We start from the raw sequence: 12,792 nt of genomic DNA on the forward strand, positions 1-12,792 counted from the left end.
TCCGTTATTGTTTCTCTTGGTTCATAGTCAGCGATCGCACAGTATTCTTTCCTTCTATATTTTCTCAGAAATGGTAAATCCTCCAAAACTGGATGCTCCCTCTGTGCCTCTGTGTCTCTGTGTGAGCTAAAAACAAATATTTTTGGTGTTCAAAACCTTGAAAAGCCTTTTGCTGAGTCGCCAAATATCGAGAAATTGAATTAGTTCCCATCAGCGACATATCCCGATTACGTTGCCAAAGATAATTGAGTTTTTCAACATACACCTGATAAGATTTCATCGCCTCCTGATGAGTTGAAAAACTGCGCTGTAATCCTTCAGACTCTTGGGTAAAACAACGCCGCATCATTTCTTTAGCATCCATGTCACTCATCTCAAAAATTGGCGATCGCAACACCCGATAAATATTGTGATACAACGCCGGATCATACCAAAATATTCCGTTAATCGCAGCAGAAAAATGAAAATGATCGCGCTGACATCCCAGCAATCCTAAATTAGCAACCAGTTGCTCATAAGCAGTCGGGGGCTTAAGGCAAGTGATAACATCGTGAGATATAATTGTCGAACTATTGAAGTGAAAACTTTCATCCATGAAGTGATAATAGGAGACTTTAGCAGGAATTGGAGCAGCTTCAGGATGGGGATGTTTTTGATAATAATTGCTGAGTTTGTGCTGTACTAACTTGCCGTTTAGTGTCCGCACTCCCCGGACAGTGAAATACTGACAAGCCAAAAAAGCATTATTCGCAGAAATCAGCCCAAAGTATTGAAGTTGAATTTTTTTCCACCAAGTTTTTAGAGCATTGGTGTCAGCATAAACCATCGTTTCTGTAAAGGGGCCGCGCATGGGGTAGGTAAAGATAAGTTCCCCAAATAGCGCCTGTTCAACCTGTTTGGCAATTGTGCGGAAGGCATTAATGTGCGATCGCTCTTGGGCGGATTCCAAGTCTAATGTATCGCAGATTAAGCGAAAATCCTCTTGGGCGTAAAGTCCGGCTGCACTGGTTTGATTGAAAAAGATAGTTGCAATTTCCGCAGAAACAATTTGTGAGTAGTAAGCTACCCAGTAAAGTTGGTTCAAAATTATACGTTGATGTTGGCTGGACTGTTCCCATAAAGGTGTACCATATAGCAGGGAAAATTCCTCTGGGTTCCAATACTCGTTTTGGCAATCCTCATAGCGAAAATTGGTGACAGCTTCATCCATTAAAGCAGTATGATCTTGCTGTTTGTTGCGGGTGTGGTTAATTTGTAATTTGCGATGAATAGTTTTTTCCATATCCGTTTTTATTTCACGCAGAGATAAGATTGATATTTATTACACACATTGATGGGCGGGGAGTGGTTCAAAGGCTCCGCGTTCTTCTAAATTTTGCAGAATAGACTGGGCTGATTTTCCCCCCATGAGCGATCGCAATATTTGTAATCGGGTTCCACTGTGAGTCTCTGTATCCAGTTCTTCTAAAATTTGGATTTTTTGCGATCGCGTCAGATGTCCTTTCACTTGTTCAATTGCTGCGAGTAAACTTTGTGGCCCCACCTGTACCATAAATAAAAACTGTGCCAATACATCAAGAATTGTTGTTTGACTGAATGCTGAAACAGTAATTTGATTAAACAAGGTGGTTCCCGTGGCGTGATGGCGGGATTCAGATTGTAAAAAACTAGAAAAAAGTTCTGCTAAAACTGGATAGCGGCATTCCCTTGCTAAACGCCGATAATGGCTTAAACCCCATCCTTCTAAAACCACTTGCAGCACAAACAACAAAACTGTTTTATCTTCACTTTCAACCACTTCTGATAGTAAGCGCAAAAACGGATCAACCGTATTAGTTACTTCCATTGCTGGTAAAAAATGGCTAATTTGGTGAAGGTGGGTAGCTTCATCAGCCGTAAACAATCCATAAAGCATTCGTTCTTCAACTGTTTCGGCTAACAGTACCATTTTTGCCATGTAGCCAACGCCTGCTTTCTCAATGAAATATGATTCTTCTAACAGGCTGCGGTTAGCAAGTTCTAGAATAGTAGATTGTTCATTAATATTAGATTGTTGAAAAATTTTGACTTGATGTAAATTGAAAAATTCAGCATCCCAATAATTTAATTGTGGGTAATTAGCATAATTATTCTTATTAGGTAATGCTGCTGTTAATATCCGTCGCAAACTGTTATCAGAATCTGTGTGTGGTAAGTCAAACCCAACAATGTTATATTTATCCATTTTTTCTGTTCAATTAAAGTGAATTCAGGGTTATACCAATTCTCCATGAGCTTGCACTTAATAATTACTCCTTCTCTCTTGGCGTATTTGGCGCACTTGGCGGTTCGTTTAATAATTATCTAAATCTTCATAGCGAATTAGTATTAGGTATTGATAAGGTTTGAATATCTGGATAATTAACATTTTCCCACTTTCCCCAGCTTAAAGCTTTTTGTTGATTAACGTGCTGAATAAATTCCAGAATAGATTGATCTGCTTTAGTAGGAGTCTTTAAATCAAACTGAATTGTTTGAAATACCTGCGTATCCCCTTTTGCAAAGTAATTACCAACCTGCTGGGTTAACCATAACAAACCACGATTTAAAACCCATCCCCAAAATCCAGGCCGCTTGGGAGTCACAAGAATTGTTTGCCCTTCAGTTTTACCACCTTCAATCATTCGCAGTGTAAATATAATGTAGAAGTGCAGGAAATCCGGCCCTAGCGTCACAGTGCCAGTACTGCCATACCAGTAACACATACTATAAGTAACTTCATTACGATATAGAGGACGAATCAGGCGAATTAACCAAGAATCATCCCCTCCTCGTGTAGTGTTGCTGAAGGTAATAGCGTTAGGGTTGAGGTTTTGAGAATCAAATATAATCTCTAAAGGCAAATTGTGTACTGTATTGAAGTGGTGAGCATCAATCGCATTAATTAGTAAGACATTGGGATGGCAGTTTTTGACAAATCGAGTCCCCAATATATAATCACAATCTGCCTGTTCTAATTCTGGTACAAAAGGCAGCAAGCTTGGCTTTTCTTCCCCCGCCCAAACCCAAATCATGCCGTATTTCTCTGCCGTGTGCCAAGTTTTAATACACACAGGTAGCGGTTTTCCGAGAGAAGGAACATCTACACAAATTCCGTGACTGTCATACTTCCAATTATGAAAAAAGCAGCGAATTCCATCACCTTCTACCTTACCTTCTGCTAAATGAGCGCCCATGTGTGGACAATAAGCATCTATAGCTACTACCTGATCACTAACTCCCCGATAAATTGCCAGATTTTTACCTAGCAAAGTTATAGCTTTTACCTTGCCAATTTTTAATTTTTTTGATGCTAATGTCCAGTACCATCCCTCTATAAATTGTGTCGGGTTGTTAAAGTTTGATTGTGGCTTTGTAGATACCATAAAAATTAAATGAGAACACAATCTTGCACAAATTGTAACGATGATTCTGACTCCCACATCCGTTTTCCAGCACGAGTGAGATTGTCATAGTTAATTTCAGTTAAACAAACTAATTCATCCCCTAATCGATAGCCGGGGTTTATTTCTTCAAAAAATTGGATATGGGGGTTAGTCTGTCTTCCTGTGGGGATTTCAATTAACCCTTCAGAGAGAATTTGAGGATGCGGGAAATTGACGATGCCAGTTGCTTCTTGGTATAAACTACCATAGTATTCGCGTGCTAAACTCACCATCAGATTTGTTACATCGGCAGGTGTTGTAACATCATAACGCGGGTAGAAATCTTGCCAAAAAGTAGGGAGAAAACGATAAGTGCGAAAACCAGAGCAAATTAGCAGCCAGTAAAGTTTATTTTCTGCATAGTGTTGACGCAGAAAATTGATAGCGGCAATCCAACTACGTGGTAGTGTTGTACTCGACCAAGCACTAGGATCAACGATAGTATCGCCGGAATATACGACACTAATTTTTTCTCCCAAAAAAGTTGTTTGGCATAACATGAGAGTTGAAAATCCTTTGAGTGCGTTGGATGTTTCATCTCTCAACAACAAAACCCAGTTTTTGCGCTCTAGATCCATTTGAAATCCATCCCAGGTTATACCTTGGAAGTGATTTTGCAGTAACGCATACATGGCGATGCGATCGCTCGATTGCAACTTTTGAACAGGAATCAGCAAACTCTTCATTACTCGGAAATTACCTAAAATCTATTGGTTAGATGTATTTATTTAAAACTTTATCGACCAATTTGGTAAATTTACGGTGTAATGTGACAGATTACAAAATGGTTATCTAGGCTACAATCTCATATTCACATCTTGCAACTTCTCAATAAGGGTTGGTAGGCATTTCCTATTCTACAAAGAATTAAAAAACCCAAGATTACCAAAGTTCTTGTTAAGTTACGTTGTACTTAACCCAATGTACTATTCTACACCCCTATTTTTTGACCATCGAGACGGTTTTAGCTGATTTACATACCCCATATATTCAGCTAATGGCTTATCAATACTAAGGAGCAACTTCGGATTAAAGCGAATATTGTCGTAAATCTTACCATCTTCATCCCTAAGCATATAGTAAGCCAAGCGAGTACAGAATAGCAAAAACTGACTTAGCAAATATCCCACAAGACCTTTACGTTTTTCAGTTACATAAATCGGTTGAATTCGCGTTCTTCCAGGTGCAATTGGAGTATAAGCATATATCATAAACAGTGGCGGAAAAAGCCTAACATCTTTCATCATTGTTAACAAACCAATGCAACCATGAGCATAACGCATTGAATACTGATATGTAGAACCAAGAAACCTTTGACCTAACTTTTCTCTCCAAGTAGTTTGAGGGAATTGTCCCCGCATTGAAAAGTCTATTTGTGTGCCTAATTCGTTGCGATGTAGAGATAGATCCATTTTGATATCTAAATGATGAATTGTTTTTAAATGTTGAGCATCAATCCCATTCATCATACAAATATGATGATGACAACTTCTTTCAAATGCAATATCAGATTGTGCAACAATTTCTTTCCCTTTCAATTCATCAAAATCAGCCACTCCCTCTGGTGCTTTCGCGTCTGGATAAATCCAGATAAATCCATACTTTTCCTCTGTTGCATAAGCTTGTAATTTAGCTTGAGTAGGAATTTCTGATTGACAGGGAATATTTTGACAAATTCCTGTTTCATCAAATGCCCAATGATGAAATGCACAACGAATCCAATTACCATCAACCTTCCCAATTCCTAAATCTGTACCCAAATGAGGACAATAAGCATCTAAAGCCCGTACTTGTCCATCTTCACCTCTAAAAATGGCAATTTTTTGACCGCATACTTCTACAGATTTTGCTGTTTTTTTAGGGATTTCATGACTAGGACAGGCAATATACCAACCCTGAGCAATTACATTCCAATTATTGAATATTTGCATAATTGTTTGATAGATAATTATTTAATATTTCTTGTCGTTGGCGAATATCATCTTGATATTTACCCGTCAAAATTCTAAATAACATTTTACCTAAACAATAAGAAGCACGCCAAGAAAATACAGCATCTTGTAAATCAATATGGCTACGCTCAAATAAAAAATGTCCGGTTAATCCCAATAATTGAGTTAACGGTAAGCCCAAGAGCAACCAAAAGTTTTGCAATTTCCAAGTATAAAAGAGTAAACTGTAAAAAAATAATATTCCCAGAATGTGTAGAGTAATATTAATTGGATGTTGATGTTTAAGAATAAAAATATCCCAATAGTCTGTAAAAGGATGATCTGTAATTTGATTATTAATTCGATTTCTCAAACTTTGTCGAAGATTATAATTCATATCAAAACCTTACCAATTTTCACCTCGCTGCATCACCAATTTTACTCAAATATACTTTAATAGTCATTATCAGCTACACAAATACCTTTACATTTAATACCATTCGTAGCAGTGCGCTGACAATGAGAACATAGAACCTTCTCTTTTTCTGTTTCCTTATTTATGTTTATACTAGTGCTTTCGTCTAACTTGTCTTTGTCAGTCTGAAGTTTGACATTCATAAAAATAGAGGAATTTTTCACGGTTTAATATTTCGTTGCTTTTTTCTGACCGTTATTAAGCAGAGGTTTGCACTGAATCATAAGGCTGGATCAGAATCTCAGCCGGAATACCTAACTCTTGATTTAACTTCCGAATCATCTCCAAGGTCAAGGAGCATTTACGAGATAGTATCTCAGATACCCTAGCTCGACTACCAAGACATAATTCCAAATCACGACGAGACCAGCCACGGGTATCCATGTAGTATTGAATTGCTTCGATCGGATCGGGTTTTTCAATAGGAAAATGTGCCTTTTCGTAAGCTTCTACTAAGGTACTCAGGACATCTAATCGATCGCATTCAGGTGTATTAGGGACGGCATCAAACAGCAACTCAATTTCTCGAAGAGCTTCCTGATAGTCAGCTTGGGTTTTAATTGGACGTAATTCCATACATCAACCTCTATTTAGATAGTTTCTGCATCTATCTTGTCATACTCTATATGAGTGCCAATAAACCGGATAAAAACAATACCGATATCATAACGAATTGCGACAATGAGCCGATAAGTATTGCCTTTGATGTTGAATACGACACGGTTGTTAGCAATAATACTGGCATTACCATGAGCGGCTTTAACATCAACTGGACTCTGCCAATCAGCGTGAGACGCTTCATAGTACCAAGTCTTTAGTGCTTCTTCAGCATCTGCATGAGATTCCCAGAAATTTCGCAGGGTGCTGCGGGATAAAATACGCATAGCATTTATGATAGTTTGACCCCACTTTGGGATCAAGAGTCTCTTGAAGAGATACTAACTTTTATCCCAAATTAAGCCTAACATTCCTAATCAGCGATCGCACTTTTTACCAAATTTAAAACTATTGGTTATTTTCCAATAATTGTGCTGCACCGTAAAACGGTTCTCCTTCAAAATTTAAGCACTCCAACTTTTTCAAAAGTAAATCCTTCAAATCCAAGTGATTATGTTCGACAAGAACACATCGTAAATCATAACCATCCATCAAAATGATTGATTTATCGTAATTCTGCTTTAGTAATGGACATACATTTTTTGACCAACCATTAATTGACAGAAACAAGCCTAATGTCTGCTTACCTGATCGACTAATTTTACCATAAAGGCTATCAAGTTGCCGGATATCTGTTAAACTTTGAGTCCATTTGCATTCAACTAAGTAGTACCAGCTTTCAAGCTTAAATGCACCGTCTATTTGTTCACCACCTTCATTCCTCTTAAAGCTCTTTTGAGTTGGGATCTCATAAAGAGAAAAAATACGTTCTAGTAAATCTTCAAGCAAGAATCCTCGTTTCTTTTTATCTTCCGTATTTGTTAAACCTGCAAACTTATCGAATTCTGACAATAGCTTAGAGAGAAGCAAAGAAAATTCCTCTTTCTTTAAATAATCTTCATCACATTTTCTTGCAATACCTTCTTTTAATCTTTCAGCAACTTTTTGACATTCGTCAAACAAGTTTTTATTTTCATAACTAACAATTTGATGAGCTATTAAGTTCTTCGTACTCCAATATTCTAATAACTTTTCTAGTAACTGTCCTACTATAAAGTTAGGTTCTTCTTTCCAAAGTTTTCTTAATCGATTTGCTTTTGAGCCACTTTGATAATTATATTTTTCATCATATATATCGATGTTCAAGCTTTCTAAGATAAATTCCTGAAAGGTTCTGTTTGAAAAATCTAGTACATAACCACCACCCATTTCGAGCAGCTTTTCTAACTTAAGTTTTTCAATACTTGTTAAATCTGACATTTTGTATCGAATCTAAAAGTAAACATGAAAGTTATTTCTTTGTCTATGCTTTGTTTTTGCTGACATACCTCGAAAAAGTGTTTGTCGGGTAAGTTTTGATTAGGCTTTTTTCTTGCTCAATTGAACTATAACCTAATTATCGAACCAGAACTAAGATTTTTAGCATAATGCTAAACTCTTAAACTTATCTTTGCGCCTCAGCGTGAGATACTTCAACAAGGAAACAAAACCGTTCCCAACTTTTCACGCCCCAAGCGATCGCTCACCTTCCCCCGACAAACAACCCGAACCCCATTAATATAAACCCCTTGCACAATCTCATCCGAGCCACGCTTAACTATCCGAAGTTCACCATCTAAAACGGGATCTGATATCTGCACTTGCGGACTAATTGGCTGATTTAAAGCATTGGGATCGAGTAAAACTATATCCGCTTTTGCACCAACTTTGAGAACTCCCGTATCCAGACGAAACCAACCAGCAGGTTCTCCAGTAACGCGGCAAATCGCAGCTTCAGGTGAAAGGAACTTCGTTGCAACTGCTTGTTTGAGCAAAGACAAAGCTCCATCATAGTAGCCCAGGTTACGCACGTGAGCGCCAGCATCGGTAAAACCAGGCAAAATATGCGGATGCTGCATCATCGCTAAACGGGGTTTTAGGCGATCGTTCGCTCCTGTCGCCACCCAGCGTAAATCTGTATCGTATTTTTGTAATGCGTAGATAAATAAATCCACTGGTTCTTGTTGCTTTTGACGAGCAATTTCCGCAAAACTTAACCCTTGCCAACTTGTTTCGGGACAGTGAATAACTTCCATCAAATCTAACTGACGATGGAATGATTTACGCCGTTTACTGAGCCATTCTTGACGAAACTGACGACGAAATATTTCCGATGCCCATAGTTGTTGCCTTTCCTCTCGTGACTGACAGCCATTGAGTTGTGCGCCTGTGGAGAATTCTTCAAATAAGGGAGTCACAGATCCATCAGAGTAAATGGTGAAGGGTTCGGTTAAGGTTTGAAAGCGGACATTACCATTGAGAAGCCGATTCCAAATAAAAAGTAGGGGAGAAAATATTCGCCATAGTTTGCGATCGTGTACTGCATCTAAAGCAGATAGAACTGTTAGCCGCAGTGGTTTTTGTCCAATCCCTGAACCCATCCGCAGAATATCTACAAAGGAAGCGAGTCTTTGTAAATTGGGTGTGACTTGAAAAACGCGATCGCACCGCCGACACAAATCCGCCAACATTGCATATTCATTAAATTTCGCGTGTTGAGAGGGAATTGTGCAACCTTGCCATTCTCCACTCATCCGATGCCAGGGAAACATATCAATAGAAATGCCAATAAAGCCAGCGTCTATTGCATCTCTGGCTATGCGCTCCATAAGATTTAGTTCAAATTTTGTTGGCTGAACGGTTAAACTACGTTCTAATCCCATCACATGAGCGCGTAAGGCACTGTGTCCAAACATTGGGGCAACATTGGGGCCAAGGGGTAATTGTTGTAAATGCTGTAAATATTCTGCTGGTGTCTGCCAGGAAACCGACTTTTGTAGCCATTTTGCAATCAGTCGATGGGAAAGTGTCTCTACCCTCTGAAAAATATCAGCCAGGATTTGGGGTTCTGCGATCGCAACAGACAAGCTACAGTTACCAATAACCACGCTAGTAACACCATGACGAACTGATTCGCTCAATCCTGGTGCAATTTCTAACTCTAAATCGTAATGAGTATGAATGTCGATGAATCCAGGTGTCACCCATAACCCAGAAGCATCAACCACTTCACGCGCTGGGGTAGTTAAGGAGGGTGCAAGGGTGACAATGCATCCGTTTTGAATGCCGATATCTCCGCGAACAGGTGGAGAGCCTAAGCCATCGAAAATTAACCCGTTTTGAATCAGCAAATCTAACATGATTCTCTATTTTGATAATTTCAGCTAATTTCATTGGTTTCTTGATGAAACCGAAAATAAATTTTATATTTATTATGTTTTTTGGATTTTGTTTTTTTAAATTCAAACAAATTAGATATTTTGATTATTTCCAGAATATTCTTAAAACCATAATCATTAGGTTTTATTTCTGGGTACTCTGTTTTTAGCCTTTGTTCACAAATAGATAAAAAAATCCATCCATCTTGATTTGCTATCTCTGCTCCAATACGACTCAATGCCCGAACTATTTTAGTATTTTGCCATAATTTATTTTTTTCTGCTTGCGGGTTAAATGTAAAATCATCATTTCTATTAAAATTATTTTTTATCTGGTAATCGAAACGTTCATCAAGATTATTGAGAACTTCTATTTCAAGAGAACCGCCCGCTCTTGCCAAGGATTCATTCAAGAGTGAAGACAAACTATTTTGATACTTGTTCATGTCACCTATATTATCGACATTTTCGTACAATAAAGTATGTACAGAAATGAAAATCGGATCAAAAATATCATTTATATCTTTTATTGTTTTTCTATATTCCCCTAAAAACTGTATTCCTCGATCTATACCTTCTTCTGTATTCAGATTAAACCCTGGTAATTTTACAAGGTGGTGAATAACAGTATTTCTATCATTTACAAATTTATTAACTAAAAATTCTGCATTATCATTTAATAAAAATTTCTTTTCCTTTAAATAGTTGAAAATAAACCCTAGTGTTCTTTTTTCTAAAATTTTCTCTCTCGCCAAAAAATCTTCTTTGGTAATTTCAGGCAATGCATCGTCAATATTAGGATGAATAAATTTACTAAGCTTTTTCAGCTTATATTCAATTGCTTGACCTTCATAAACACTTACTCCAATTAACATAAAGTATTTTTTCTGCTTTTCTATCAGATTATCTGATTCTTCAACCATAATTTTTTCCACCACGATGTTCAGTTTTCATCCAGCGCGATCGCACTAATTTATATTGCTATTCTGCAACGCCTGTAAATATGTCTGTGGGTACAACTATTCATCAATAAAGAAGGGTTTTTTATTTTCAGTATAAATAGCACCTTTTTCCAGAATATTTAAGGGTTATTTAGTTTGCGAATAGACACAGGTATTGAAGCTTGTTACATTGAAAACTCTCCAGAAAAATTTTAATGAAAATTATAAACAAAAGCATGACTAAAGTCACAGTTAAAGCATACACAAGATCAAAAATAGTTGTTAAATTAGTAATGTTTTGCAGTAATTGCATAGTTAAAAGGTTCGATTGATATCGGGGCTTGTAACTAAATTTTGTTAATCTTTCAGCAATGTCATTTTTTTATGTGTAGATTAATTGGCTACCTTGGTAATTCCATCCGATTAGATGAGTTGCTGTATAAACCGGAGCATTCGCTTTACAAACAAAGTTACAGTCCTTTGGAATTAAAATCAGGAGTAGTTTGTGCAGACGGAGTGGGTGTAGGTTGGTACGATGAAGTGGGTAAACCCTTCATTTACCGAAACACAATCCCGCTTTGGAACGATTCAAACCTGGAAGAATTGAGCAACTATGTACAATCTAGTTGTACTGTAGGCTATGCCCGATTAGCTGGGACAGGTGAATCGCTCGACATTAGCAACTGTCAGCCATTTCGCAGTGGAAAACTGTTGTTTGTGCATAATGGCGAAATCTCAAACTTTGAACAGACTCTTTATAGACCAATACGTGAAAGCCTGTCTGATTCCACATACGGTCTGATTAAAGGTATGACTGACTCAGAACACATCTTCGCCCTGCTAGTGCAAATGTGGCAGTCTTCTCCAAACATGACTTTGTTTGATGCCTTACGTGCGACACTTGAAAAATTGACAGAGTTGGCATCAGAACACAAGACTAGCTTTAGTGCCAATGTGATTGTCAGTGACGGTCAAGCAGTTGCAGCAGTTCGCTATGCTTACCGTACACAAGCTCCTACTCTTTATTGGTCAAGTGATTCTCTCAAGCACCCAAGCCAAATTATTGTTGCCTCTGAGCCTTTATCTAACGAAAATTGGACTGCTTTTGATGAGCAAAGTATGCTATTTTTTGAAGCCAAGTCATTGCAGCCAACAATTAGCCCGTTGGAGAGATTTGCTCCCATTGGGGTTTAAATAATGGGACTTAAATAAACAACGCCCAAAAAATAACCTCAAATCTATATCTATCAGGTTGCCCGAACTGCTGGTGGGTGGTGGAATGTGAGAATGCGACTAAGTGTCGAAGCGATCGCAAAAGTTTGTTGATGTATCATAGAACTCACTGCTTTGATTCCGCTCATTCTCATCGGTTATCCCCAGTTAGTTCTTGGGGCAACTTCAATCATTGCGGCAAAATGTTTTTACCATTGCTACATAAGCTCTAGACAAAATTTTTCTATAAAAATTACAATTCTCTCTAAAGTTAGAGATACATTCTATGCTACGGTAGAAGTTTTTTTGATTCTACATCAGTATGCTAATTGAAAAACAAATTCTTCAGATAATATTGTTAACAAATAAATAGTCTTGGAAAAAAATATGGCTGACAGAAAAAAAGGTAATAGTAATAAAAGTAATTTGGTTCAGCATACAGAAGGAAGCAACACTGATATAGATTCATCATCTAATGAAACCAAATCGGCAACTAAAACAATTAACATAGATGGTCAGCGTCCAGTTGATGCAAGTGACATTGAGATTAAAGAAACAATTAATATAGATGGTCAGCGTCCAATTGTGAAAGCTGAAAATCATTCCGATCAAACAATTAATATAGATGGTCAGCGCCCGATTGATAAGAGCGCTTTTGAAGATCATGATATGTTAAACGTAGATGGCAAACGTCCAATTGACCCTAGTGATTTAGAGGTTGAGGCTATTCTTGACATAGATGGGCAACGACCAATTGCTAAGAGTAATTTTCAAGTTCAAGATACTCTAGATGTAGATGGTAGCCGCCCAATAGTTTCAGATAATATTGTTGATTCGGAAATACCAACAGACTATGTAGACTAAAATCACTACGTAGCTTGACACTTTCCCTTAGAGTACTCCAAGTAAAAAAAC

At 37.7% G+C, this 12,792-nt stretch carries 13 protein-coding genes; 2 read left to right on the forward strand and 11 right to left on the reverse strand.

What is annotated here, in order from left to right; translation table 11 throughout:
* Positions 1-64: 64 nt before the first annotated feature.
* The 11 genes from VB732_RS18325 to VB732_RS18375 form a co-directional block, all read right to left on the reverse strand.
* Positions 65-1,282: a P-aminobenzoate N-oxygenase AurF gene (locus tag VB732_RS18325; protein ID WP_323232334.1), complete on the reverse strand. Its 1,218-nt coding sequence runs from the start codon at positions 1,280-1,282 to the stop codon at positions 65-67.
* Positions 1,283-1,321: 39 nt separating this feature from the next.
* Positions 1,322-2,224, reverse strand: a complete 903-nt coding sequence (locus VB732_RS18330) for a ferritin-like domain-containing protein (protein ID WP_323232335.1) — start codon at positions 2,222-2,224, stop codon at positions 1,322-1,324.
* Between the two features lie 127 nt (positions 2,225-2,351).
* A complete protein-coding gene (locus VB732_RS18335) occupies positions 2,352-3,404 on the reverse strand; it encodes an aromatic ring-hydroxylating dioxygenase subunit alpha (RefSeq protein WP_323232336.1) in 1,053 nt (350 codons plus the stop codon).
* 5 nt (positions 3,405-3,409) lie between these two features.
* Positions 3,410-4,150, reverse strand: coding sequence for a hypothetical protein (locus tag VB732_RS18340; RefSeq protein ID WP_323232337.1), 741 nt, complete (start codon positions 4,148-4,150; stop codon positions 3,410-3,412).
* A gap of 240 nt (positions 4,151-4,390) precedes the next feature.
* A complete protein-coding gene (locus tag VB732_RS18345; protein WP_323232338.1) occupies positions 4,391-5,395 on the reverse strand; it encodes an aromatic ring-hydroxylating dioxygenase subunit alpha in 1,005 nt (334 codons plus the stop codon).
* Positions 5,379-5,792 (reverse strand): Mpo1-like protein, encoded by a 414-nt coding sequence (locus tag VB732_RS18350; protein ID WP_323232339.1) that lies wholly within the window; start codon positions 5,790-5,792, stop codon positions 5,379-5,381. The genes VB732_RS18345 and VB732_RS18350 overlap by 17 nt, the downstream gene beginning before the upstream one ends.
* 276 nt (positions 5,793-6,068) lie before the next feature.
* Entirely contained in the window at positions 6,069-6,446 is a 378-nt protein-coding gene (locus VB732_RS18355) for a transcriptional regulator (RefSeq protein ID WP_323232340.1), read from the reverse strand.
* 14 nt (positions 6,447-6,460) lie between these two features.
* Entirely contained in the window at positions 6,461-6,754 is a 294-nt protein-coding gene (locus VB732_RS18360) for a type II toxin-antitoxin system HigB family toxin (RefSeq protein ID WP_099100873.1), read from the reverse strand.
* A 121-nt stretch (positions 6,755-6,875) separates the two neighbouring features.
* Positions 6,876-7,787: a hypothetical protein gene (locus VB732_RS18365; protein WP_323232341.1), complete on the reverse strand. Its 912-nt coding sequence runs from the start codon at positions 7,785-7,787 to the stop codon at positions 6,876-6,878.
* Between the two features lie 212 nt (positions 7,788-7,999).
* Positions 8,000-9,706 carry a D-aminoacylase gene (locus VB732_RS18370; RefSeq protein ID WP_323232342.1) on the reverse strand — a complete coding sequence of 569 codons (1,707 nt, stop codon included), beginning with the start codon at positions 9,704-9,706 and terminating at the stop codon, positions 8,000-8,002.
* Positions 9,707-9,726: 20 nt separating this feature from the next.
* The gene (locus VB732_RS18375) at positions 9,727-10,647 is read right to left on the reverse strand and encodes an OST-HTH/LOTUS domain-containing protein (protein WP_323232343.1); all 921 of its coding nucleotides are present in this window, start codon (positions 10,645-10,647) and stop codon (positions 9,727-9,729) included.
* Between the two features lie 402 nt (positions 10,648-11,049).
* Between VB732_RS18375 and egtC the strand changes: the two genes are divergently transcribed.
* Positions 11,050-11,859, forward strand: coding sequence for an ergothioneine biosynthesis protein EgtC (egtC, locus tag VB732_RS18380; protein ID WP_323232344.1), 810 nt, complete (start codon positions 11,050-11,052; stop codon positions 11,857-11,859).
* Positions 11,860-12,264: 405 nt separating this feature from the next.
* Positions 12,265-12,741: a hypothetical protein gene (locus VB732_RS18385; RefSeq protein WP_323232345.1), complete on the forward strand. Its 477-nt coding sequence runs from the start codon at positions 12,265-12,267 to the stop codon at positions 12,739-12,741.
* Positions 12,742-12,792: the final 51 nt, after the last annotated feature.

The sequence above is a fragment of the Nostoc sp. UHCC 0252 genome (genome assembly GCF_034931145.1).
Lineage (GTDB): Bacteria > Cyanobacteriota > Cyanobacteriia > Cyanobacteriales > Nostocaceae > Nostoc.